The organism is Serratia sp. Ser99 (assembly GCF_024519545.1).
Classification (GTDB): domain Bacteria; phylum Pseudomonadota; class Gammaproteobacteria; order Enterobacterales; family Enterobacteriaceae; genus Serratia; species Serratia liquefaciens.
Genome location: NZ_JALJRT010000001.1, coordinates 409,851 through 432,130, shown reverse-complemented (window position 1 = coordinate 432,130; position 22,280 = coordinate 409,851). Strand labels below are relative to the sequence as shown.

Sequence of the window (22,280 nt, the reverse complement as noted above, 5' to 3'; positions counted from 1 at the left end):
CTCTTATCCGGGGTAAACGGTGATGACATCGCCGTCCACGACGGCCGCACCGACGTAAATCAGGCCGGGGATGTCCTGCAGAATATTGAGGCCTATCAGGTGGCGGCTCAGGGGTTTTGCATCGGCGATCAGCCGTTCCATTTCTAAATACATTTCTTCCGTGATGCCGGTTTCCAGCACGCCAATATCCAGCCGAAAGGTGCCGGGCGGATCTGCGCCTTCAGTGTGAAACCATTCAACAACGTTAATCAGGTAGCCGAGCGGCTCGACCACACGGCGCACGGCCCCAATGGTGCCTTTGTGGCGATGGATGAAGAACGCCGCCGCGACGACACCGCGTTTTACATCCTCCGGCCATGCCTCATCCCATCGGTCAACGGAAAAAGCCCACGCCAGATAGGGCAGCAAATGCACCGGGCAGCGTGCCGGGTTCCACAGTTCGCGCAGCGGTACCGGTAAACGCTCCAGCTCGGCACAGGCCGTGGCGGCGGCCACTTCAAGTGGGGACGACCCGACCGGCAATAATCGGTTATTCATCGGCGCGCCCTGGGTTAATGTTAAAGCCGGTGCAATAGCCTGCCTGCGTCTTATCCAGCACGATATCGGCCGCCGGTTTGATGATGTCTACATGCTCGACACCCTCAACGGTCAACGCGGCGTTCATACTGGATCGGCGAATACTGCGCCCTAACCGGCGCACACCCTGCACGTAATCACGCAGCCTTTCATTGGCCGCCGTGAGGATCGGCGCAACCTCCGGGCCGGGATGGAGGTATAACGTGGCCTCGATGGCATAGCGGGTAATTTTGGCGGATTGCACCGTCACCCGATCAGCGACCGGACGCACATCCTCATCGTTCAGCGCCACGCTGACGACTTGCAACAGCTCAGGGCTGGCGGTACCGTCACCGTCGCGTGACAACACGGTCACGGTCACACAGGCCGGGGATGGGCTGATGGCGGTCACATCGGCCACCCGACCATCGGCAGAGCGTGCATGGAAACGGTAAGAACCGGCCGGACCGGCAGTGCTCATGCCTTCAAAGGCATCCTGCAGGCGTAACCGATAATCGTCGTCTGATTCCATTAGCGCCGGTGTCGGCGGGATAGTGGTTTTATCCTCCGGGATGATCACCAGACGCGGGGTGTTGAAGTTCTCGCCGAACTGGTCAAGGTCGGCCCCTGTGGAGTAAGCCAGCATCACCGCCTTGGCGGCATCGTTAATTCGCTGGCGTAAAATCACCTCGCGATAGGCGTTCTCCTGCAGCAGCTTCACGATCGGCTCTGACTCCAGCGCCAGAGTGCGGCTAATGGCCGCCCGTTCTGCCTCGGGATAAAGTGAAATCAGCGTGGCCTTGCGTTCAGCCAACAGCGTTTCATAGTCCAACACCTCGACCACTGTCGGGGCGGGAAGCAGGCTTAAGTTAATCGTTGCCATGGTTCAGCTCACAGGAATAGACAGCGACAGCGCGCCGGGGGTATCGGTGCGGATGCCAGTGATGTCGATCACCATCTTGCCGTCGTAGGTGGTGTTAAAGGTGATCCCGGTCAGCTTTACGCGGGGTTCCCATGCCAGGATCGCGCTGTAACAGGCGGCCATGATTTGCACGCGCAGCGTGTCATTCTGCGGCTGGTCGAGCAGCGCAGACAGCAAAGAACCATAGGCCCGGCGCATAGGACGTGAACCTTGCGGCGTTATCAGAATGTCAGCCACGGACTGCCGAATATGGTCGATGTCCGTCAACGCACGTCCCGTGCCACGGTTCATGCCGAGGTATTTCGCGTTGTTCATGACGGTTTATCCGTGCTGCCGCCGCCGGTCTGGACGCCGCCGTGGGTATGGGTATGCACCACTACACCGTTAGACGTGATGCTGCCGCCGGTGTGTGTCATGTTGCCGGTCATCGTGCCGCCTTGTTTAACCTCCAGCGTGCCGGTGGTCAGCTTGTTAGTGCAGATCACCTCAGGGGTATCGAGGGTGATACTTTTTGCGGCTTTGACCATCACCACCCTGGTGCTGGCGGTGATCGACTCTGACGCCTGCACGTTAGCGGTTTTAATGCCGGTCACACTCAGCGCACCGGTGGCCGATTCATACTCCAGCACCGCGCCATCAGGGAAAGTAATATGCAGCGCATCCGCCGACGCCGACGGGGCCGGGAAGTCATCGGAAAAGACACCCGGCAGCACAAAGGCGGTGTCCAGTTCGCCACCCAGCGCAAACACCAACACCTGTTCACCTTCGGACGGTGCCCACCACATGCGGGCGCGGCCCGCCCGGCAGGTCATCCAGTTGAGCCAGTCTGTAAGATTGCCGCCGGTATCGACACGGCAAAGACCGCGCTCAAGGTCGACGGCATTCACGGTGCCAATGCGGATCAGGTTGCGCAGCAGGCGCAGAATGTCGGATTGATTGTTCATGCTGAAAGGATGCCGCCCGAAGTGAGCGGCGGCAACATGAGGCAGTTGGACGATCCGAGGCACAACAGAGGGTTAGCGGGCGAGGTGTTCTATTACAGCCGTTTCAATCATTTTGACGTCTGCCGGGCTGAATCCCAGCAGCGGGCGTGCTTCATATTTCACATTAGCACTGTGCGGTGATGGCCGGTCACGCAGGCCGTAATGATGCACGTTGGCCATGCGCTTAACGCGCCCGACGAACTCCACCACGGCATCATCGCCGCTGCCCCTGGCTTTCATGTAGCGGGCGGTGCGCAGCTTGCTAAACATCGCCCGATCGCGCAGGCGCTTTGTATTGCGCAATGGCGTTTTACGCGGGGCATACGGGGTGCCGTCTGGTGCCTGTTGGCGCTTGATGTTCTGCTGTTGACTTGCACGTAACCGCCTGGACACGGCGACGGCCAACGACTTGCGGGACTGCGGCGACAGCGCGGTAATCAGTCCAGCCAGCCGGGTATCAAAGGGGCTAAGCTCGCTCATACCATTCACTCACCAATTCACCGTGAACAAAAAGCTGCAGCGGGCGCGTGACGTTCTCCGGTAACGGCGGTTCCGGCAGGTGTTTAACATGCAATGCGCCGCCGTCCTGCTCGCTGACCACCACACGCTCGGTTAACTGCAACGACACGCTGAAATCATACGACCCGTCGTTATTAAAATCGGTGGCAAAGGTAAACCCGGTGCGGCGTTTTTCTGCCGTGGCCATAATGTCCGGTTGGTTTTCCCGTAGCCACGCCTGTATTGGCACCACGATTAAATCCAGATCGCCGGTGTAATCCAGAAACAACAGATTTAGCGTATAGCAATACTCATGCGACAACGAGGTCGCGAGCGTGGAAGCAATATTTCCACTTTGAACCCGAACCTGTAAATTTTCGGGATTACGTTGCAGCCATTGAAGGCAGCTTGTCAGCTCAGCGCGGAGCTGTTGAGGTTTTAACATGGTATTGTTCCTGACAGGTTTTAAGGGTGTCGACCTGCACGGCACAGGCCGCCAGGGCATTTTCAAGCTGGCGAATGTCAGCGCTCAGGTCACCGTTATTCTTCGGACGGCTGGCCGGTATCTGGCACGGGTTCACCGTCGGACAGCCAACGTAGATAATCTGCGGCACGGGTGAAGCCGGGGCGCTGGTGCAGCCTTGCAACATCAGCAGGCAAAGGAGTGTTGAGCCAATCGCGTAGAACTTGGTTTTCATTCAGTAATCTCTGTATTTTTTGTTCGCGGGTCAGTGCCAACCGGTGTGCATTGTTGAGGTCATTTCTCAGGCTTTTCTCTTCCTGCGCCAGTTGGCTGGCCGCTGCCTGCAACATGGTGATCGCCGTGCGGGTGTCGGTCAGCGCCGCCGATATCCTGACGTTTTCCCGCTGCGCTTCATCCAGCCGATCCCCCAGGGCGACAACCTTCCGGTTGAGCAAACCGACGACAACCATCGACAGCAACAGGAACAGCACGGCGATGCGGTTCATCGTGTGGCCCCCGTCAGACAGTAGGCCATTTCTGACGCCCTGCGGCGCTCGAGTCCTCTGTTTTTAACCCCGTTGACATACACCCAGCGCGGCAACTGCAGGCAGGCGCTGCGCCATTCCTGCAGCTTGATCAAACCGGCCAGTGTGGAGCCACACGCCGCCGTTACGCCGACGTTGAAGGCAAAGGACACTACCGCGTCATAAACCGGCTGCGGCATCGTGACAGGCATACAACGCCCTATCGCACGTTCAACCTGGTACACATCGGCAACCAGATTGACGGCGGCCTGGCGTTCGCTGATAACCTTTCCCGGCACTACCCCGGCGGTGTGGCCGATGCCGCTCGTCCACACGTTCGCGCTGCACTGGTAAGGGGAAAGCCGACAGCCCTCATAATCGGCCAGCAACCGCAATCCCGGCTCTGATGTGTGCAGGGTGCTGTATTGCGGCAGCAAAGTAGCCAGCACCAGTACGGCAGCCACGGTGCAACGTTTAGCGATTGAACTCATCGTATACTCTCCGGCTAACGCCTAATTTATTCAGCAACTGATAGCTTTTGCGACGGTAGTACCAGTTAACAAAAAAGGTACCGACACCGACAGCGGCCCCGACCATAAAGGCAATATCCTGCGGACTGTATCGACCCACCCAGGCGAGGAAGGCCGCCACGGCGTAAGCCACCCATGATGTGATTTTCTCCATGTTGTCAGTCCCATAAGTTGACGGTTTCACGCTGCGGCGCGGCGGTCACGTCCGGCAGCTCGACCGACTGGCCGTGGGGCAATATCGCCCCCGCATCGGCCAGCCCAACATTCCGTGAGTAAACCTGTTCAACCACGCCTTGAGTGCGCCCGTAATAACGCCAGCAAATCTCGTCAACGGTGTCGCCCTGCAGGGCATAGATTTTCATTACAACAACCCGATGATGCAGTGGGCGCGGTCGGCCACATTGCTGATCGCGTTACGCGCCGAACGCCACAGCTCATCAATCGATGCTTCGATCACATCCGCTTTTCGCCCGCCGGTGGAGGTGGTGTCCATGCTGCGATATTGCTCCGACAGAATGGCCGTGGTCATGGTACTGACCGCGTTGCGGTATTCACTTACCCGGATGCTTTCGCCGTCGAGCTCATCGGCGGGAACATCCTCCAGCCGCTGATAACCGTCGGCCATACGGTCACGGCGGTAAGTGAACAGTTCGGCGTTGACTTCCGCCATCGCGCTTTTAATCGCCAGCCGTAGCCGGGGGGCGGTGATAGTGCCTTCAATGCGCATCACGTCGCGCACCTCTGCCGGGATGACATCCGGGAAGAAAAAGACGTTTTTAATGATCGGCTCATCCTCCGGTCGCGGGGCGGGCGCGTCCGGGCGGGGTTTTATAATGACGGTGCTCATGTGACCTCAAAAAAATAGGGGGCGGTGGACGACGGCGTTGACGATGTGAAACCTGTCTCGGCCATCGTGCCGCCCGGCGCGGGGCGCGTTCTGTTAGCGGCTGGCAGCGGTACGGATCGCCCTCTCCAGCCGTTCGATGTCCTTTTTCACGCCACAGCCGTTATGCAACTGCAACGCACGTTTCAGGTGGTTTAACGCCAGTTCAGCCCTGCCCGTTTCGCGCAAGATGTACCCGGTGATTTTGTGCAGCTTGGCGCGCACCTGGTCGGGCATGTCTTCTGCGTCGGTGAGTTCCATGGTCTGCGTGAGATGGTCGATATTGACCGCCTCCCCGGCCTCATGGGCGCGGGTAGCAGACTCGGCGACGACTTCTGCGATGAGGTACGGCGTGGAGCGGGTGAAGTTGCCCGGCGGTGCCAACTTGTAGCGCAACGCGTAACGGGCAATGTCCAGCGCGCCGGGAATATCCCCCGCATCCAGTCGCCAGATCATGACTGTCATCAGAATGGCGTCCTGCGCACCGTTCCCCTCGGCCAGCACTCCGGCAACCCAGGGGCCATAGTCCGGCAGCAGTTGCCGCTTGAGTTCGGCTTTACGCTCTTGCGAGCGCACCTGCTTGAGCTTTCGCTTGTCTTCATAGAGTTTAAGCATCATCAGTTCATAGCCGTTGGCATGGCGCAGCGGATCATTTTTCCGCTGCGCAGCCTCGACCGCAGACTGGCGCATAAGGTGACGGCGGGCAGGGCTGGTCATGGTTATTTACCGCCTTTTGCCGCTTTGTCGTCTACCGGCGCAGCATCGGGGCCTTTCACCTCAGCATCAGCGGCCTCCGTCATCGATTCGGTTGGAGCAGCGACTCCTTTCACCGCCTCAACAATGGCACCTGCCAGCTTTTTAAGCCCTTCATCAGCAGATAGTTTTGCTTTAGCTTCCTCATCCTCCTTCACTTTCTTTGGGTCTGGCGGTGGCAGCAACACGATGTTTTCCACCAGAGTGCCGCAGGCGTAATCCTCAACCACATAGTCCTCGTTAATGGATTCGTAATTTTCGATGCGGTCACGCTTTGAGTTTTCAACCATATGGCGACGGTGGGTATCTTCCTGCCAGTAAATAGACAAGTTATCCAGCCGGGTGATCATCAGCGCATTGGCCGGGAAGAACGGCACGCGCACGGCGGGCAGGTTGCCAATGCGTTTTTGGCTGATAATCAGGTCAGCGGCCAACACTTCACTGTTCGGTTGTTCCTGATTCACCAGAGGGAAATACTTGTCGGCCAGTAACTGGCGGCCACAGATCACCACCAGTTCCGGATCTTCCTGATACCAGGGTGCAATCAGGGTATTGGTGGCATCCATCACCAGTGCGTCGAGGGTGACGTAATCGCCCCCGGTTCCCACGCGGATTTTCTCTGACAGCACGGTGCCATCCTCGTCGGTGACATTGTGCATCACGCGGGCTGGGGCGTTGTCGCGGTACTTCTGCAGCCAGCCCGGCGCAATGTCCTGCAGCAGAGGAAACTTGATGCGGTTGGAGGTTTTCGCACGGTGGGTGCCGTTGAAGCCGATCATCATTCGGTCAAGGGATTGGCGTTTTACGATGGCATCACGCAAACGAGCCTGAAAGTCCTGATAACGCGCCCACAGGTCAATCGTGTTATAGCGAATGTGGAAATCGTAGTTCACCTGCTGGCAGAAATAGCCCTCGGTATCCAGCGTGGCAAAATCGGCAGTTTCACGTTCATCACCGCCGGTGGTATCAGTGGTACTGGCAATGGAGCCGTTGACGCCGAGGCCAACCTTTTCCGCCTTCATTTCTGCCACCGGCACAATATTGATGCGGGTCAGGAACGCGGAGGAATCCTGTACACGGGTCATGATAGTTTGCGTGACAGACGGCTCTACGCTGAATTTCTTATCCAGATCGCCAGTGTCGACGCCGTTAAGCTCGGCTACGCGGGTCAGAAAGGCATTAAATTTCAATCGAGTTTGCTTGCGCATGGTTATTCCTGTTTTTATTCGGTTTTGTCGGGTGTTTCTGCCTTAGCAGTCGGTCAGCACGTCCTGCGCCCCGTTGCCGCCAGTGGCTTCCGGGCGTGGCGGCTGGCTAAAGCTTTCAGTGGTGGAAAGCTGCGTTTTCAGCTCACTGAAAGCACTGTGGCCTCTTTCCACCTGCTGTTTGAGATCGGCGACCTGCTCATTGAGCGCATCGATGGTCTGGGTAAAGCGGGTATCCGCTTCCTGCAACTGCTCGGCCACGGTCATCACCGCCCCTTCCATCTCACCAAAACGCACATCGTCCGAGACTTGCTTGCGGCTAAACATCGCCTTGATGCGGGCAGAAAATGAGGATTCCGCGTCAGCGGCCGGCTCAAAATCAAAATGCACTTCCAGTGGCGCAGAAAACTCGACGTCATCGTGACGACGGCTGAATTCCAGCATGTCAGTGCCGAGACTGGCCGGGTCATCAGTGACAGCCAGCCCGACCAGATAGGCTTTGCCGGTCTTGGCAAAATCGCGGCGGATCTCCATTGAGGTGAAAACCTTTTGGCCTGCGCCGACCATCGACACCAGATCGGTGGTGGGGGCCAGACTGGCATACAGCGCCCACTTGCCGTGCAACAGCGGTTCGCCTGGCTCGTCGATTTTCTCGGCTTTAAGCTCAACGACACCGCCATAACGGCGGAAATAGCCATCAGGCAGAATCCCCTTGATATGCTCCATATTGATGCGTGCGCCGAACACCTTCGCGCTGTAGGTCGCGGCCATCTGCTGAATATCCGTCGCGCCGATCTCGCGGCCATCAACGGTGTCGCCTTCAACGCCGATGCGGAAAAACCTGGAAACTTTCTTTGCCATGTAAACGGCTCCTGTTGTGGTGGTTGGGTTCGGGGCCAGTTTCAGGGGAATGGCGTCACATCTCAACGCGTTGCAGTTGGAAGACAGGAGGCACAACAAGGGCTTAATGCGAGTCGCTCTGCGCTTCCGTAGCCTTGTCAGCATGAACATGACACCGAAGACAACCATCATCAGCGATCCGCGCCGCCAGGCTGCCTTGCTCTACTGGCAGGGCTTCTCTGTACGCCAAATTGCGGAAACGCTGAATGCCAAGGCACCGACCGTGCAGAGCTGGAAGCTGCGCGATAAATGGGACGATATCGCGCCCATTTCCCGCGTGGAACAGAGCATGGAAGCGCGGTTAATTCAGCTCATCATGAAAACGCAAAAGGAGGGGATCGACTTCAAGGAAATTGACCTGCTCGGCCGCCAGATTGAACGGCTGGCGCGGGTCAATCGCTATTCAATGACCGGTAATGAGGCGGATTTAAACCCGAATGTCGCCAACCGCAACAAAGGCGAACGCAAGCCCGTCGAGCGTAACCTGTTCAGTGAAGCGGCCATTGCCAAACTCAACGATATTTTTCTGGGGGATTGCTTCGAATATCAGCGCGGCTGGCACCGTGCCGGGATGCAACACCGCATCCGCAATATCCTGAAATCGCGCCAGATCGGCGCAACGTTTTATTTTGCCCGTGAAGCGTTAATGGATGCACTGACCACTGGCCGCAATCAGATTTTCCTGTCAGCCAGCAAGGCGCAGGCGCATGTCTTCCGCAACTACATCATTGATTTTGCCCGGTTGGTCGAGGTTGACCTGAAAGGCGATCCCATGGTGTTACCGAACGGGGCACGCCTGATTTTTCTCGGCACCAACGTGCGTACTGCGCAGAGCTACACCGGCAACCTCTATCTGGATGAATATTTTTGGATACCAAAATTCCAGGAGCTGCGCAAAGTCGCCAGCGGGATGTCACTGCACAAGAAATGGCGCACAACCTACTTTTCCACGCCATCCAGTCTGGCGCACTCCGCGTACCCGTTCTGGTCGGGGGAACTTTTCAACAAGGGCCGTCGCAGCAAGAACGACCACATTCAACTCGACCTCAGTCACAGCCACCTCGCAAAAGGCGTACTGTGCGGAGATGGACAATGGCGACAGATTGTCACAGTGGAAGATGCGCTGACCGGCGGCTGCAACCTGTTTGACCTTAATCAGTTGTCCCTCGAATACGCCCCATCAGAGTATCAAAACCTGTTGATGTGCGAATTTGTGGATGATACCGCGTCGGTGTTCCCGTTCGCGGAGCTGCAAAGCTGCATGGTCGACACGCTGGAAGAATGGGAAGACGTCAACCCTTACGCCGTACGGCCATTTGGCTATCGCCCGGTATGGATTGGTTACGATCCGTCAGAGGCTAACGGCGGCGACAGCGCCGGATGTGCAGTCATCGCGCCACCTATGGTGGCCGGTGGCAAATTCCGTGTGCTTGAGCGCCACCAGTGGCAGGGCATGAACTTTGCCGATCAGGCTCAGAAAATCGCAGACCTCACTGAAAAATATTGCGTGGAGTACATCGGTATTGATGCGACCACCGTCGGGCAAGGGGTTTTCCAACTGGTGCGCGAATTCTTCCCGGCAGCGCGGGAAATCAAATACACCCCGGAAATCAAAACCGCCATGGTGCTGAAAGCCAAAGACACCATCGGACGCGGTTGCCTGGAATACGACACCAGCCACACCGATATCACCGCCGCCTTTATGGCGATCCGCAAAACCATGACCGCCAGCGGCGCACGCTCCACCTACACCGCCAGCCGCAGTGAAGAAGCCAGCCACGCCGATGTCGCGTGGGCAATCATGCACGCCCTGTTAAACGAACCGCTAACCGCAGGCAGCGGCCACAGCAGCCCGAACATTTTGGAGTTTTACTGATGAGTAAGCGTAAAGGCCGCAAGGCACTCTCCTCTCCTACCCCCGCGACTCAGGAGCAGGACTTTGAGGCATTCTCGTTTGGAGAGCCTTCACCCGTGCTGGATAAACGGGAAATTCTGGATTACATCGAATGCACCGGTAACGGTAAATGGTACGAGCCGCCGATCAGCTTTGACGGCCTGGCACGCAGCGTGCGGGCCGCCGTTCACCACAGTTCACCTATGTTCGTTAAGCGTAATATTTTGGCGTCTACCTTCATCCCACACCCCATGCTGAGTCAGCAGGAATTTAGCCGCTATGCGCTGGATTATCTGGTGTTTGGTAATGCCTTTCTTGAAGTCAGAAAAAACCAACTCGGCGAACCATTGCGCCTGCAGTGTTCCCCGGCAAAATACACCCGCCGGGGTGTTGAACCGGATACATATTGGTTTGTCCAGGACTGGAAAGAACCGCACCAGTTTGCGCCAGGGAGCGTATTTCATCTGATTGAGCCGGATATAAACCAAGAGCTTTATGGCCTGCCTGAGTACCTCAGCGCGTTGAATTCTGCCTGGCTGAATGAAGCGGCGACGCTGTTCCGCCGCAAGTATTATCAAAACGGCGCACATGCGGGTTACATTTTGTATATGACCGACGCGGCGCAGAGCACCAGCGACGTCGACAGGATGCGCCAGGCCATGCGAGACACTAAAGGACTAGGCAACTTCCGCAATTTATTTATGTACGCACCGAACGGTAAACCAGATGGCATAAAAATTTTGCCACTGAGCGAAGTCGCTACCAAAGATGATTTTTTCAATATTAAGAATGCCACTCGGGACGATTTGCTAAGTGCGCATCGCGTGCCACCTCAGATGATGGGGATTATACCGAACAATACTGGCGGGGTTGGGGATGTTGAGAAGGCTAGTCAAGTTTTTGTGCGGAATGAACTAATGCCACTACAAGAGAGAATAAAGGAAGCAAACCACTGGCTAGATGATAAAGTGATTTCGTTTAAAACATACTCAATGTAATTGAAAGCATCCTTAAGTAAGTACCTTTAGGATGCATCATCATATTAAAAATTATTCATCATCGTTATTAACGATATTGCCATCTTCATGCCTATGTATAATTTTTTCTATCTCTCCGAATTTAAAGATCAAGCTACCATTTTTATTGGACGCATTAAAATCCAACAGATTATTTCTGGACAAATCAAGTGTCCCCAAGCTATTTTTCTCGTATCTACTTATACATTGTATCGGGCTATGCACATATCTATCAATGAAGTTAGACATGATAACACCAGACTCTTCCTCAAGATGTTCCCATGCCGCGTCACCTAAATACACAACTCCGCCATTTTCTTGATATGCTTTCTGTAAATCATCAAGCCTATGATTCATAGTAGGATCTAATACTAATAATATTGGGGTGGCACCTGACAATCTTGCATCAATCGCAAATTGAATTTCTTCGCCAAAACGACCTTGCCCACTTGCCGCAATGGTAACTCTTAATTTAAATTCATAGGCTAACTTCCTACCGTCTGGTAGTACTTTCCAACAGTCAACTTGCCTTCCTTTCGTCGGATCGTTCTGCCTGACAACAGCTTTCCCCCTCGCGCTAACCTGTTCTCCACCGAGTGCATAGGAAAGTATTGGTTCAAAAAGGTAACCAGTTTCTTGTGCTGCTCGGTTATCAAGATCGTAAAAAAATTTTCGCCAAGTTAACCATGAGGCCAAAGCCTGATGCTCAACCGTTCCAAATTCAATTAACGCCCGCGGAGATATTTGTATCATTTCTGGCAAAGGCTGTGCTGATAATATTTTTGAGTATTTCTTCCTTCTTTTATGAAGTTCACTTAAACAATGCAAATAAGTTTTAAAATCAGGAATATCGTCAATACCAAACAGCATAAGCTCAACATGCATATTACCACTCAGTTCAACTCCTTGGTCGAACCATGTGGTGTCAATATCATAATAATAATTTTCAGGGGGAGCTATAGCATCCCATAATGAACTAGACCTTTGAGCGATTAAGTGTCCTAAGTTATTATCACTATAAACAACACCTATAAGTTTTGCTAACTCCGTTGGTGACATAACTATTGGCAATGCAGTTCCAGCACCCATTGTCATGACTTTTGTTAGGAATTTTGATAGTTCTGCACTTAGTTTTTTCATTATCAATCCTTAATATTCATCAATAAACTTAAGTGTTTATCAGTTTCTTTCAATGCAGGACTCATACCTAATGATTCTGTCAGTTTGTAACCTAGTAGGCATGGGTTTGTTTTAAATTTATGACAACCAAGATCAGAACCAAATTTCCCATCCAACATTTTCAAATGATTAGCAAAAACCTCAGCTGCTAAAGGTGGTACCGCATTAGCTATTTGTTGCATAGCACTGCCGCTATTACCAGAAAAATCGTAATGGTCAGGGAAGCTTTGTAATCTTGCACACTCGCGTATAGTTAAAACTCTATTATAAATTGGATGAATAAACTCTCTATTCGCTGCACCTGTAATGGTTAAACTCTGTAATGAGCCACATAATCTTTTTATTCCTGATGGAGCTCCACCTCTCCGCTCAGTTGGAATTCCATCACTTACTCTCCTATTAGCCCTTCGTTTAAAACTATCGTGCCAAAACTCTTGTGGCAGATCTTTCATCGATTGACCTTGGCCCAAAAGAGAGAATCGTGTAGCATCTTCGGGTGTTGTGTTGTTATAATGTAAACTTATTGTATTTTCGGTGTTATTCACTCTCATCAGCTTATCGTATTCATTTAAAAAATGCTGATTTTCATAGTGAACAGTTGAATCTTTTTTATTACTAGCAACACCTAAGCCACTAATGGCATCCAAGATTGATGGTGCAGAAACAGAACCATTACTCCCCTTTGATTTACCTGAGTCAAAAGAAAAACACATTTTAGGGAAATCAAAATCTATTCCCATTTTATTCCCAATAATAAAAACACGTTTCCTTGTCTGAGGAACACCATAACCCGCGAGATTGACCTTCTCAACCTTTATATAATATCCAAGCTTTATGAATTCACTTACTAACCTTGGCAAATCCTGGCTTTTTCCGGAGGTAAGAATCCCCTCAACATTCTCAAAAATAAACCACTGAGGACTCACTTCAGCAACAATTTTCAAATAATTAAAGATCAACGAATTTCGAGGATCTCCTTCTTTTTTTACACCAGCGGAGCTAAACCCTTGACAAGGTGGCCCACCAATTATGGCAAATGGTGATTTATCTTTTAGTATTTTTTTAAAATAACCAGGATCAACTGACGAAAGATCTACTTTATGACAAGTACTTCCCACATTATTTTCGTAGCTTTCGCATGCGTCAGTGTCTATTTCAGCACCAAATACTGGTTTTAATCCTGCATTTGAAAAACCAAATGAAAAACCACCGGCCCCGGAAAACAAAGAAATAACATTATCGCTTCTCGCCATTACTTTCAAACCTTTCAATAAAAGAACACGCAATATAATATCACCACAACGCAAGGATGGCATCTGTAAAGTATCTGTAACTGCACATACGCGCAATGCTATCCCCGCCTCGCCTGCCCGCTTCATGTGTCGCTTTTGATGCAGTTGCATGATCCAACGCGATCCGCGCCAGCGCTGGCATTGCGGGAGGAAAAATCACGCCGGATCATCATGCGAATTCATGCATCTAATGCATGCATAGGGTATTTTGCTGTATTTAGCTCAGACTTGAGCTCGCAGCATTATCTAGCAGCACACAATCAAATCTGACAGTCCGCTCTGAACGAGGAGCAGACGTTTCATTCATGGCGACAAAGTATTTCCATTACATTGAACACAATCTCCCAGCGACGAACCAAACCAGTAGCTCCTCGTAAGAGACGATGACATGCGCCTGAAAGGCAGAGAGTGAGGCCAGATGCTTGTTTGCCGTTGTATCAGACGGGCACCGTTCCGGTTTACAGACCATACTTGCGTTCCCTTTCCTTGAAGGCTTGGATCCCGCCTTCCAGAATTTCACAAACGTGCTCTCTGATGCCTCGGGTATGGAGGCGACCCGAATCGTCCGGCGAGGTAAATGAACATTCCAGTGAGCCGGTATAATATTCAAACCGGTTTTCACTGTTCTCAATGCCCGATCGCTGCCCGCTCTGGTTAGAAACAATCACGCATTCGGCATCAGTTCCTACTACGAGGTTGGCATTGTGCGTCACCATGATGATCTGACGGTCGGCCTTTCTCAGCCTGACGAAATCATTAAGCTGGGAATAAATCGTCCGGTTGTCAAGATTGTCCTCAGGCTGGTCAATAAGGATAGGGTGCTGCGAATTGCTCAGATGGAGGATAAGGTTAAGCAGTACCAGACCCCTCTTGCCTGGAGACATCTGCACAATGTCATCGTTCCGGTAACGGACAGAAAAATCGATTAGGTAACAGTCATCGAACAGGTAATCCAGGATATCAGAATCCTCAATGCCTTTACGGAGAGAGGGAACAACGCTGCCGTTTCTGTACCTGTCGTAGATACCTGCTATCGTAGCTGCGTGGCGATCGGCGGAAAACGCGTAGCCGCCTTTCGGATTGGCTAGTTCGCCTAGTAAAGGGTTTATATTTCCACGTCGGTCAAAACAACCGGTGAAACGTTCAAACTTCTCCGCATTGAAGGATATGCGTGCAGTAACGCTGATTTCACCTTCGGGATGGTATTCAGGCTTGCTAAGCTCGGTCACGTAAGCCCGGTACAGGTCTGTCAAGCGAGCATATTCCGCCTGAAGCTGGCTTTTTGTATCATTACCTTCTTGTGAAATTGACTGACGTCGTTCAGACAGCTGCAGCAGCTGTCTGAGTTTTTCTTTTTCCTTTTCCATCGCAGCCATGGCCACTTTAAGCGTTTCCTGATCGGTAATTTTTACCGACAGGGGAAGCAGAGTTTCCTGCCTAACGGTGTTTTCGGCATCAATCTGCTTTAGCCGCGCAGGTGTGCTGCTGAAACGGGCCTCATTGAAATCCATAAAATCACTGACTGCTGCTGAAAGTCTGGCCTCAAGTTGGCAGAGGCTTTTTTCCAGAAAAGATGAGTTTTCAGACAGCGGGCAATCCAGCCTGAGTTTATCGGTAAGGCTCTGTATTGTGCTCCCGGTATGCCGGTGAAGACTTTCTTTCAGGTTGCTGTTGGCTTCAGTGAGGTCAGTTATCGCGCGCCGGCGGGAGTGAAGGCTGTCCGTGCGCAATCTGAGCGCCATATACTGTTTTTCTTCATCCGGCGTAAATGACGCCTGTTTTCTCAACTGGGCAATTTTCTGCTCCTGCCGATGGATTTCATCGGACACCGCCTTTTCCGTGCCGTACTTCTCCATTTCTTTGCTGCATTCAGTGTATTTTTTACGCAGCTCGGTAAGGTAATCAATTCTGGTTTTTATAGCCCGCAAAGCCGTCTCGCGCTGTGCCGCATTTTCCGTTGCAAAAGCCTTGAAGGTGTCATTCTGATGAAGAATATCTTCGACCAACAGATTTAGCTGGAGCTGCCCACTACTTTCGGCGAGGTGATTGATATACAGCTGTGGAATGTAGGTAACAGGCCGGCTGTCCTCCCCCTGTAATGAACTTACTTCTCCGTTTCCCCATGTCACCTCAACATTGAGATTGCTGAAGTCATCATAGACCGCCTGTCCGGAGAGTAGGATCTTTTCACTGACCTCACCAGAGTTGATGGCCCGCGCCATGTGATAAAGCAACAGGGATTTCCCTGAAGACTTTCCGCCTATAATTGCATTCAGGTCGGGGCTAAAATGAACAGGCTGGTCTGAAAAAAGCGCATGGCCACTGCGATCGGTGAAGCAGACGTGCTTAATATACTGATAAGGCGTTTTTGTATTGGGGGACGTCTTCTGAATCCTGACGCGGGTGTGATCGTAGAGTACTTGTTTTAAACCCTCAAAGGTCGGATCAGCCTTAATCCAGCAAAAACGATCATGGTCGGGACGAAAAATTTTGGACACTTCGTGTGCATCCGAGCCGTGAACGCAGGGAAGCAGCTTGCCGTATTTGTTTATTACGTCAGTCTTGCTGTCGCTGCCCCGTCCCTGAAAATAGTCACAATCCTGCGGATTACCGGAAAATATCGCATCCACCAGGCGATAGATATTCTGCCGAACAGCAAGAAGGCCGCTGTCGCGGAGGCCGGAGATACCGTCTCCTGAACTGTTAGAAGCAACGATAACAGCATTATCCCGCAGCCAAGTTTCATTCCTCAGCCACGACTCGAAAGCGTCAAAAGAGGGCTTGAACTGATTTATGCCGTCACGCAGACTTTTTTCCGGAGAGGAACTACCCGCTACGGCAATGCCCAGTTCAGTCAGTTGCTTATCGCTACAGGAGTAATTCTGCATGCCGTAGCGAAAATGAAGCCGGCCCAGAGCATACTTTATTTTGTCGACGTGATCGGCATCTGCAGGATTGACGATCAGATGGATATTCACGCCTTTATCTTTCTGCGTTTCTGGCGTAATGCGAAACTCTATATTAGGAAAAACGGCCTCTATATTGGATATCCGGCCCTGCGCGCGATATGTGAGCAGCCTCTCATAACCCGTAATCGTGCAGTAATCGGTAACGCCCATTACGGCAACCTCATCACCAAACGCTTCAATCGCAGAAAGGTAAGCTTCCCAGTCGCCGCCATATAAATTCTGAAGTGATGACTGAGGGGTATGCACATGCAGATCCCATTTACGCCAGTCCGAGCCATTAGGGAATCGCTTCACTGTTATCTCCGTTCAACATGTTCGTCAGAAATGGATACCCTGCTTTCGCGACCGGGCCGTCAAGATCAAGATATAGCTCATAAACTAATATTTAATCCAAGCATTTACAATCACATAAACGTGGCCGCTTGCGGCCAGCTCCTCCCCGTACGCTCGCGATCAGTCAGGGGGTTATCTGTAATTCCCGTGCCGATGCCTTCGACATTACTAACTGAGCGTTGTATCTAATCCTAGGGGCAGGTCACCACTTCTGGCACGGAGGGGACTATTACAAAGGGCTCCCACGGTCGTCATACGCGAGAAGTGACTACAATCCGAAATTCAGCCCCATTCAGAAATCAAAACCCTGGAGAATATCTCACAGGAGACATAGCACCTTTCTTTCTGAGGTCATCAGGGATCTTCTTACCTATATAAAGCTGTGTGATCTCAGGAGATGCCACCCTACCCCGGAATCCAAAGCGGGAACTTTGAGTCGCTTCGAACTCATCGTCTGCATCCCATGAAGGTAACTCAGGGAAATTCTCACGGGTAGACTTGAGCCACTCATCAGCAATATATACCCCCCTCACGATTCCTCTTACTGTCGCCAGTATGACCTCAGCCTTACGAGCGCGTTCAACGCTGACACGCCAGCTAAAACGTACAGCATCATAGAGGTCAATATCCTTTGAACTCCTGTTAACCGATATCATCAGCGTCTTATGTTGGAACGTAATTGTTTCAGGTTGGTACGTAGCGATTAACTCTTTGATGTGTGCAGCACCGAACTCATTACTGCCAGCACCGCTCATGATGTTAGTTAAACCGGGATAGGCGTCTATGAGTGCTGCTTCAACCTCGTAAGCGATCTTTTCTTCAGCCATACCGTGCCGATGGATAACATGGATAACCTCAAGACCTGCTAATCTGATCTCTCGAAGTTGCTTGAGTTTGTTACTCAGTAGCTCATCATCATCCACTGCTGCAACCTCACCACGCATATGAGCAAAGACACGATTACCTTTCCCTTTTCCTACGTAGAACGTACTCCCATCCCTCGGGTCAATTAGGCGGTATACATACCAGCCAAGATGTTCGATTACTCCCGATGGAAATTCATTAATATCCATATAACAACGCCTACAATTTAACTTATGAGTCATAAAATAAATACAATACTGTCGATTGACAACTTATAGTCCCCACTAGTTAGCATTATGATTTTTACAATGAGGAATAAGAAATGTCCGCTCCAGCACAAAGCTGCCTTATTAGGTTAAGCCCTGTGCTGTGACAATGTGAGATCAAGTCTGAACTAATACAATTTTTAGCACAGATAAAGGTATGTATTGTGCTGATAACGGCCCTCTTCAATCAATTTGAAAACATGGCCAGGCCTATTTTTTATGTAGTAGTTTTCCTCCTGCGGGGTAACGTGCGTTCCTTGCTTTGTCGCTGCGTGTAAAAAGTCTACTGTCTTAATCCTGCGGCCTTTATCGGTTGTTTTCAACGCATCCATGAACGCTCCGGCCATATGCAATTCTCCTTTCATACGTCACCTATGGATCAAGAAATAGTCGCAAGCTGTTGGATCGCCGCTGCTTTTTCTGAGCTGATGTTGGTCTTCATCTCCCCGGCCAGTTCTGAAATCCATATCAATGCTATGTCTTTATCTTTTGCCTGGCTCTCATAACACCCCCCCAGACGGGCGATGAGTTCAATACGTTCCAAAACAACCATTTCTTCCACTGCTGGTAAATGCACCCTGTTCCTCCGATGCCCAATAACTGTATGCATATACAGTATCAACCATAAGTTTTGCTTCCGCAACCAATTATTAAAAACCTGCCCAATCATTAACCTGTTCATACTGCGTTGAAATATCACCGAATTTAACTTTAGCACCACGCGCTAACGCTTCCAGCTCCCAGCGCTGGGCGGCAATGTCGTGCTGGGCCAAATCTGCCCGAATTCCGCTCAGCCGATCACGTTCTGCCGGAGTCAATCTTGCTGATGGGGCCAGTTCTGGCACCTGATAAGGATCAAAACTACGTTGTGATTTCTTTATCTGCGACGGAATAGCCCGTATACGGCTCATAACAGACCGTGTAACGGTCATATCATTCCAGTCAATCGGTGTTTCCGGTGAGTGTTCCAGCACCGCCACGGCCTCTACAGGCTCACTATCCTGCGAATTTGTAGCGCCTTTGCTATCGACCAACCCACAGTTATTGACAGGACTCCGAGGCGCGCCAGAGGCGCTTTTCAAAGTCAAAGGCTCAACGGCAACAGCTTTAGCGACGATACGCCATTGAGTCGTACGAGTTTCATAGATGCGTTCTGCGCCAATATGTGGGGCATAAATCCCCGCGATTTTCTGGACTTCTTCGTCATAGGCGTTGGGTTCGTCAGCAACCCTGCGGGCAACACGCACTGTCTGATCGTCGCGGGAAACATTGGTGCCGCCCTGGGCCAGAATGTAGGCGGCAAAATCACCGGCATCAGCGGCAGCACGTACCGCCTCCACACTGTCGTCAAACTCATCGGCCAGACTGACAGAGCGAATTTTGCGGCATTCACGCCACGCGCCACGCGACGGCAGGCCAATGAATTGAAATTGAGGAATGCGCCACGTGGAGGCCCACGCGGTGACAGCGGCGGCCGTCTCGGTCAACAGCTCGCCGGTTTCATGGTCACGCTCGCCATCCAGTGCGTAACCGTCGATATTTTTGGCGATGTATTTGGCGATATAGCCCGCCGCGCCACCTTTGTTCAGGTGCTTGCAGTCGAAACGATTCTTCACTGCGCCGCGCTCGTCTCCATCCTCGGCCATGGCATAGCGCCGCATGATATCGATCACAGGCTGACGCTGCTCTTTGGAGGTAAACAGCATCATATGCCAATGCGGCGTTGCATCGTGATGCGGCTCGACAACGCGCACGCCGTAAACCTGCAGCCCGTAGTCTTTAAACGCCGTCCGAATATTGCTAAACAAGTCCACAAGATAGCGCTGGCCGTCTTTTGGCGTGTACGTTTCTTCATCCCAATTATGGTTAAACTGCACCTTCGGGCTGTTTTTACCTACGGTACGTGTCGGATGATATTTGGATGGCGTGGTGATAGTGATAAACATCCCCTTGTCACCCTTAATCTCGGCCGCCTGTTGAACCCCGGCAACAATCGTCATTAGCTCCATACGGCGGATCTCCGGGTTAGAGATACTCGCCATGACCTTATCGATCAGGCTGAATCGCTCGCCGGTTTCAATGTTCTCCAACTCGCGGCTGTTGAGGTAATCAAGGTTAGACTGGCGACGTGCTTTCACTTCACGGATCGCCTGCTTGCTGGCATAGGACGACGTTCCACGGTTCACATTGCCGACGGCAATCAGCAACGCCTCGCGCCAGCGGGTACGCTGGGCTTTTAGTTGGCGCTCCCACCATTCCGCGTTAACCAAGCGTGAGAGGCTGGCAATCGCTGACCGGGCATCCAGTTTGCCTTTGCGATATTTGCTCCAGTACATCGGGGTGATGTTGAAGGCGCGGGCCATCGGTGCGGTAAGACCATAAAAATCGGCCTGAGTACAGTCTTCCAACAGCCCTGTATTGTCTCCGCCGTTGCGCTCGATGAACTCTTCACAGCAGCCCTCATAGATTGACAGCAGTTGGCCGGCCACGCGATCCGCAAGGCGCTTTAGCTCTTTGTCATCCATACCCGGCAAGCCCGCATAATTATCAACCTCCGCCATCCAGCGTGCTGAAGCTGCAAGGTTCATTCCGTTCCTGGCGTTCACAGCCTCAATGCGGGGCCAGATGCGGCGCTCAAACTGGAACACCAGCCATTTATTGGCATCATGCAGCCCTTTTGATTTCAGCAAATAATCATGGCGTGAAAGGAAAATAGCGCTGAGAAAGCGCGGTAGGGAGTGGATCTTGCGTAAAACCGCTTGCCCCTGAGCATGTTCCTCACGGGTAAGCGATCTTACCGGCCCGGCGATTGCCGGGCGCGGTGCATTCCATGGGTAAGCGTAAGCAGAAACTGCCTGGCTCATTGAACTTCTGCACCATTACCGTGGATGCAGTTACCACAGTAGCGTTCATTGCACGAAGAACAGTGCTTATAGCCATTCGCCAGGAAAACCGCCCTGGCAAATCCCCTTGGCGTTGTGCTTCGGATGTTCTTTGTCCGCTTTGATTTACCACCGCATAATTTCCAACCGGGATTATATTTAAATTCCGGTTCGATGCGCTTCGTCTGTGGTTGGACAAAACCGCCACCGCACCAAATATTTGTTGTTTTGTTGTATCTGTCACGCCCAGGATAAACATCAGGGTAAACGGGGTGTAAATCCCATTCGGGCAAATAACCTGCAAAGTCACAGGGATTGAAAGCAAAGTCCGGCTTGCGGTACATGGTCGACAGAACACCCACGGGGTTCTCAAATGCCCAAGGTGCATCACTGAGCAAACCTACTATACGAACCAAATCAGCCAACTCAGCCGCTTCAAGTTGGAATAATGGATTCGCCTGTCTTTTATTCTCGAAGTGCCTGGCTCCGGCAACGGTCAAGTCCGTACACTCGGGAAAACCAATCACTATTTCTACGCCATCCCCCACCAGGTCAGTGATTTTCCTTGCTTGCGCCAGTTTGTCAGCCGCACTAAACCACATACCCACCTTGATATGATTACCCTCCCTGATAACGCCTGATTCATGCTGGCCGTCAAAACACCAGCATTCATACCCGGCTTCAATCCATGGCTGAGCCATAAGGCCGGTAAAGTCATAAAGGAATATTGCCTTTTTCATTTTATTTCCTAATCGTAATTTTGGTTTTCTGGGCGGCGCATGAATTCTGAATCACTCAAATCCGCAGCAATAAAATGGCCTGATACCAAAAGCAGCAGGCCGAATAAAATAGAGAACTCGATCATGCAATCCCCGAGAAAATAAAAAGGTGACCTTTTACCTCACGAAGATGCTGGCAGCCCACGCAGGTATAAACACCGGGAACAGCCTCACGACGTGCAGCAGGGATCGGAGCGTCACATTCTTCACACACGAACGCAGACGGCAGCGCAGAGGGCTGACGGGCATTGGAGATCTGCGTTTCAAGCAATAGCGCCTGAGTCTCTTGCGAGTAGTCCATTGAATCGGCCATTAGTGCAGCTCCTGCGCTTGGTGCTGATATCTTTTCGCTTCCTGCCGCAAAAGCTCCGCCGCTTCAACATGATTGAGTTCACCGCTTGTTATCCTCCAAGCAAGTACATTAAGGCGAGAAGACATTACTTCAGCTCTGTTGCGGCGTTCATCCATGCGGACATCGTGTAACATTACGTCTAATGGCAATTCGTAAACGTCTTTAGCGGTTTCAAATTTCATTGTTAATCCTTATTTCAGGCAAAGCGATGCCCGGCGGGTTAACGCCAGAATTACGC

Annotated in this window: 27 protein-coding genes; 2 read left to right on the top strand and 25 right to left on the bottom strand. The window is 52.0% G+C overall.

Annotated elements, in window-relative coordinates; all coding sequences use genetic code 11:
- Positions 1–3: 3 nt before the first annotated feature.
- The 15 genes from NR114_RS02100 to NR114_RS02030 all read right to left on the bottom strand — a co-directional run bounded on the left by NR114_RS02100 (position 4) and on the right by NR114_RS02030 (position 8,177).
- Entirely contained in the window at positions 4–537 is a 534-nt protein-coding gene (locus NR114_RS02100; protein ID WP_176984441.1) for a phage tail protein I, read from the bottom strand.
- Complete coding sequence (locus NR114_RS02095) at positions 530–1,438, bottom strand: baseplate assembly protein (protein ID WP_256813966.1); 909 nt, start codon at positions 1,436–1,438, stop codon at positions 530–532. Before NR114_RS02095 ends, NR114_RS02100 begins: the two co-directional genes overlap by 8 nt.
- Positions 1,439–1,441: 3 nt before the next feature.
- Complete coding sequence (locus tag NR114_RS02090) at positions 1,442–1,792, bottom strand: GPW/gp25 family protein (protein ID WP_256813965.1); 351 nt, start codon at positions 1,790–1,792, stop codon at positions 1,442–1,444.
- A complete protein-coding gene (locus NR114_RS02085; protein ID WP_256813964.1) occupies positions 1,789–2,421 on the bottom strand; it encodes a phage baseplate assembly protein V in 633 nt (210 codons plus the stop codon). Before NR114_RS02085 ends, NR114_RS02090 begins: the two co-directional genes overlap by 4 nt.
- Positions 2,422–2,493: 72 nt before the next feature.
- Positions 2,494–2,940 carry a phage virion morphogenesis protein gene (locus NR114_RS02080; RefSeq protein ID WP_256813962.1) on the bottom strand — a complete coding sequence of 149 codons (447 nt, stop codon included), beginning with the start codon at positions 2,938–2,940 and terminating at the stop codon, positions 2,494–2,496.
- Positions 2,927–3,403: a phage tail protein gene (locus NR114_RS02075; protein ID WP_256813961.1), complete on the bottom strand. Its 477-nt coding sequence runs from the start codon at positions 3,401–3,403 to the stop codon at positions 2,927–2,929. The genes NR114_RS02080 and NR114_RS02075 overlap by 14 nt, the downstream gene beginning before the upstream one ends.
- Entirely contained in the window at positions 3,375–3,608 is a 234-nt protein-coding gene (lysC, locus tag NR114_RS02070; RefSeq protein WP_256813960.1) for an Rz1-like lysis system protein LysC, read from the bottom strand. Before lysC ends, NR114_RS02075 begins: the two co-directional genes overlap by 29 nt.
- The gene (gene lysB / locus NR114_RS02065) at positions 3,499–3,927 is read right to left on the bottom strand and encodes an Rz-like lysis system protein LysB (protein ID WP_256813959.1); all 429 of its coding nucleotides are present in this window, start codon (positions 3,925–3,927) and stop codon (positions 3,499–3,501) included. Before lysB ends, lysC begins: the two co-directional genes overlap by 110 nt.
- Positions 3,924–4,436, bottom strand: a complete 513-nt coding sequence (locus NR114_RS02060) for a lysozyme (protein WP_256813958.1) — start codon at positions 4,434–4,436, stop codon at positions 3,924–3,926. Before NR114_RS02060 ends, lysB begins: the two co-directional genes overlap by 4 nt.
- Positions 4,420–4,629 (bottom strand): HP1 family phage holin, encoded by a 210-nt coding sequence (locus NR114_RS02055; protein ID WP_256813957.1) that lies wholly within the window; start codon positions 4,627–4,629, stop codon positions 4,420–4,422. The genes NR114_RS02060 and NR114_RS02055 overlap by 17 nt, the downstream gene beginning before the upstream one ends.
- 4 nt (positions 4,630–4,633) lie before the next feature.
- The gene (locus NR114_RS02050) at positions 4,634–4,837 is read right to left on the bottom strand and encodes a tail protein X (RefSeq protein ID WP_256813956.1); all 204 of its coding nucleotides are present in this window, start codon (positions 4,835–4,837) and stop codon (positions 4,634–4,636) included.
- Entirely contained in the window at positions 4,837–5,322 is a 486-nt protein-coding gene (locus tag NR114_RS02045; protein WP_256813954.1) for a head completion/stabilization protein, read from the bottom strand. The genes NR114_RS02050 and NR114_RS02045 overlap by 1 nt, the downstream gene beginning before the upstream one ends.
- A 93-nt stretch (positions 5,323–5,415) precedes the next feature.
- Entirely contained in the window at positions 5,416–6,075 is a 660-nt protein-coding gene (locus NR114_RS02040) for a terminase endonuclease subunit (RefSeq protein ID WP_256813952.1), read from the bottom strand.
- Positions 6,076–6,077: 2 nt separating this feature from the next.
- Positions 6,078–7,319 carry a phage major capsid protein, P2 family gene (locus NR114_RS02035; protein WP_256813951.1) on the bottom strand — a complete coding sequence of 414 codons (1,242 nt, stop codon included), beginning with the start codon at positions 7,317–7,319 and terminating at the stop codon, positions 6,078–6,080.
- A 42-nt stretch (positions 7,320–7,361) separates the two neighbouring features.
- On the bottom strand, positions 7,362–8,177 hold the full coding sequence (locus NR114_RS02030; protein ID WP_256813950.1) for a GPO family capsid scaffolding protein: 816 nt from the start codon (positions 8,175–8,177) through the stop codon (positions 7,362–7,364).
- A 142-nt stretch (positions 8,178–8,319) separates the two neighbouring features.
- On the opposite strand from NR114_RS02030, the gene NR114_RS02025 reads away from it, so the two are divergent.
- Together NR114_RS02025 and NR114_RS02020 are read left to right on the top strand one after the other, a co-directional pair.
- Positions 8,320–10,092, top strand: coding sequence for a terminase ATPase subunit family protein (locus NR114_RS02025; RefSeq protein WP_256814038.1), 1,773 nt, complete (start codon positions 8,320–8,322; stop codon positions 10,090–10,092).
- Positions 10,092–11,108, top strand: a complete 1,017-nt coding sequence (locus NR114_RS02020) for a phage portal protein (protein ID WP_256824815.1) — start codon at positions 10,092–10,094, stop codon at positions 11,106–11,108. The genes NR114_RS02025 and NR114_RS02020 overlap by 1 nt, the downstream gene beginning before the upstream one ends.
- A gap of 51 nt (positions 11,109–11,159) precedes the next feature.
- Here the strand turns inward: NR114_RS02020 and NR114_RS02015 are convergent, their stop codons facing one another.
- The 10 genes from NR114_RS02015 to NR114_RS01970 form a co-directional block, all read right to left on the bottom strand.
- A complete protein-coding gene (locus NR114_RS02015) occupies positions 11,160–12,266 on the bottom strand; it encodes a hypothetical protein (protein ID WP_256813948.1) in 1,107 nt (368 codons plus the stop codon).
- A 2-nt stretch (positions 12,267–12,268) separates the two neighbouring features.
- The gene (locus NR114_RS02010) at positions 12,269–13,708 is read right to left on the bottom strand and encodes a DNA cytosine methyltransferase (protein WP_256813947.1); all 1,440 of its coding nucleotides are present in this window, start codon (positions 13,706–13,708) and stop codon (positions 12,269–12,271) included.
- A gap of 347 nt (positions 13,709–14,055) precedes the next feature.
- On the bottom strand, positions 14,056–16,860 hold the full coding sequence (locus NR114_RS02005; protein WP_256813946.1) for a TrlF family AAA-like ATPase: 2,805 nt from the start codon (positions 16,858–16,860) through the stop codon (positions 14,056–14,058).
- Between the two features lie 338 nt (positions 16,861–17,198).
- The gene (locus tag NR114_RS02000) at positions 17,199–17,972 is read right to left on the bottom strand and encodes a hypothetical protein (protein ID WP_256813945.1); all 774 of its coding nucleotides are present in this window, start codon (positions 17,970–17,972) and stop codon (positions 17,199–17,201) included.
- A 197-nt stretch (positions 17,973–18,169) separates the two neighbouring features.
- Positions 18,170–18,394 carry a hypothetical protein gene (locus NR114_RS01995; RefSeq protein WP_256813944.1) on the bottom strand — a complete coding sequence of 75 codons (225 nt, stop codon included), beginning with the start codon at positions 18,392–18,394 and terminating at the stop codon, positions 18,170–18,172.
- 14 nt (positions 18,395–18,408) lie between these two features.
- The gene (locus NR114_RS01990) at positions 18,409–18,606 is read right to left on the bottom strand and encodes a hypothetical protein (protein ID WP_256813943.1); all 198 of its coding nucleotides are present in this window, start codon (positions 18,604–18,606) and stop codon (positions 18,409–18,411) included.
- Positions 18,607–18,679: 73 nt separating this feature from the next.
- The gene (locus NR114_RS01985; protein ID WP_256813942.1) at positions 18,680–20,893 is read right to left on the bottom strand and encodes a replication endonuclease; all 2,214 of its coding nucleotides are present in this window, start codon (positions 20,891–20,893) and stop codon (positions 18,680–18,682) included.
- Positions 20,890–21,651, bottom strand: coding sequence for a Dcm methylase (locus NR114_RS01980; RefSeq protein WP_256813941.1), 762 nt, complete (start codon positions 21,649–21,651; stop codon positions 20,890–20,892). Before NR114_RS01980 ends, NR114_RS01985 begins: the two co-directional genes overlap by 4 nt.
- A 121-nt stretch (positions 21,652–21,772) precedes the next feature.
- Positions 21,773–22,003 (bottom strand): TraR/DksA family transcriptional regulator, encoded by a 231-nt coding sequence (locus NR114_RS01975; protein WP_256813940.1) that lies wholly within the window; start codon positions 22,001–22,003, stop codon positions 21,773–21,775.
- Complete coding sequence (locus tag NR114_RS01970; RefSeq protein ID WP_256813939.1) at positions 22,003–22,224, bottom strand: DUF2732 family protein; 222 nt, start codon at positions 22,222–22,224, stop codon at positions 22,003–22,005. The genes NR114_RS01975 and NR114_RS01970 overlap by 1 nt, the downstream gene beginning before the upstream one ends.
- Between the last annotated feature and the right edge of the window lie 56 nt (positions 22,225–22,280).

Excerpts from the sequence above, each read along its gene's own strand:
- NR114_RS01995 (WP_256813944.1), bottom strand. The coding sequence starts at position 18,394 with ATGAAAGGAGAATTGCATATGGCCGGAGCGTTCATGGATGCGTTGAAA.
- NR114_RS02085 (WP_256813964.1), bottom strand. The coding sequence starts at position 2,421 with ATGAACAATCAATCCGACATTCTGCGCCTGCTGCGCAACCTGATCCGC.
- NR114_RS02000 (WP_256813945.1), bottom strand. The coding sequence starts at position 17,972 with ATGGATATTAATGAATTTCCATCGGGAGTAATCGAACATCTTGGCTGG.
- NR114_RS01970 (WP_256813939.1), bottom strand. The coding sequence starts at position 22,224 with ATGAAATTTGAAACCGCTAAAGACGTTTACGAATTGCCATTAGACGTA.
- NR114_RS02035 (WP_256813951.1), bottom strand. The coding sequence starts at position 7,319 with ATGCGCAAGCAAACTCGATTGAAATTTAATGCCTTTCTGACCCGCGTA.
- NR114_RS01975 (WP_256813940.1), bottom strand. The coding sequence starts at position 22,003 with ATGGCCGATTCAATGGACTACTCGCAAGAGACTCAGGCGCTATTGCTT.
- NR114_RS02100 (WP_176984441.1), bottom strand. The coding sequence starts at position 537 with ATGAATAACCGATTATTGCCGGTCGGGTCGTCCCCACTTGAAGTGGCC.
- NR114_RS02015 (WP_256813948.1), bottom strand. The coding sequence starts at position 12,266 with ATGAAAAAACTAAGTGCAGAACTATCAAAATTCCTAACAAAAGTCATG.
- NR114_RS02045 (WP_256813954.1), bottom strand. The coding sequence starts at position 5,322 with ATGAGCACCGTCATTATAAAACCCCGCCCGGACGCGCCCGCCCCGCGA.
- NR114_RS02090 (WP_256813965.1), bottom strand. The coding sequence starts at position 1,792 with ATGAACAACGCGAAATACCTCGGCATGAACCGTGGCACGGGACGTGCG.
- lysB (WP_256813959.1), bottom strand. The coding sequence starts at position 3,927 with ATGAACCGCATCGCCGTGCTGTTCCTGTTGCTGTCGATGGTTGTCGTC.
- NR114_RS01985 (WP_256813942.1), bottom strand. The coding sequence starts at position 20,893 with ATGAGCCAGGCAGTTTCTGCTTACGCTTACCCATGGAATGCACCGCGC.
- NR114_RS02025 (WP_256814038.1), top strand. The coding sequence starts at position 8,320 with ATGAACATGACACCGAAGACAACCATCATCAGCGATCCGCGCCGCCAG.
- NR114_RS02075 (WP_256813961.1), bottom strand. The coding sequence starts at position 3,403 with ATGTTAAAACCTCAACAGCTCCGCGCTGAGCTGACAAGCTGCCTTCAA.
- lysC (WP_256813960.1), bottom strand. The coding sequence starts at position 3,608 with ATGTTGCAAGGCTGCACCAGCGCCCCGGCTTCACCCGTGCCGCAGATT.
- NR114_RS02080 (WP_256813962.1), bottom strand. The coding sequence starts at position 2,940 with ATGAGCGAGCTTAGCCCCTTTGATACCCGGCTGGCTGGACTGATTACC.
- NR114_RS02010 (WP_256813947.1), bottom strand. The coding sequence starts at position 13,708 with ATGCAACTGCATCAAAAGCGACACATGAAGCGGGCAGGCGAGGCGGGG.
- NR114_RS01980 (WP_256813941.1), bottom strand. The coding sequence starts at position 21,651 with ATGAAAAAGGCAATATTCCTTTATGACTTTACCGGCCTTATGGCTCAG.
- NR114_RS02030 (WP_256813950.1), bottom strand. The coding sequence starts at position 8,177 with ATGGCAAAGAAAGTTTCCAGGTTTTTCCGCATCGGCGTTGAAGGCGAC.
- NR114_RS02050 (WP_256813956.1), bottom strand. The coding sequence starts at position 4,837 with ATGAAAATCTATGCCCTGCAGGGCGACACCGTTGACGAGATTTGCTGG.
- NR114_RS02020 (WP_256824815.1), top strand. The coding sequence starts at position 10,092 with ATGAGTAAGCGTAAAGGCCGCAAGGCACTCTCCTCTCCTACCCCCGCG.
- NR114_RS02055 (WP_256813957.1), bottom strand. The coding sequence starts at position 4,629 with ATGGAGAAAATCACATCATGGGTGGCTTACGCCGTGGCGGCCTTCCTC.
- NR114_RS02040 (WP_256813952.1), bottom strand. The coding sequence starts at position 6,075 with ATGACCAGCCCTGCCCGCCGTCACCTTATGCGCCAGTCTGCGGTCGAG.
- NR114_RS02095 (WP_256813966.1), bottom strand. The coding sequence starts at position 1,438 with ATGGCAACGATTAACTTAAGCCTGCTTCCCGCCCCGACAGTGGTCGAG.
- NR114_RS02060 (WP_256813958.1), bottom strand. The coding sequence starts at position 4,436 with ATGAGTTCAATCGCTAAACGTTGCACCGTGGCTGCCGTACTGGTGCTG.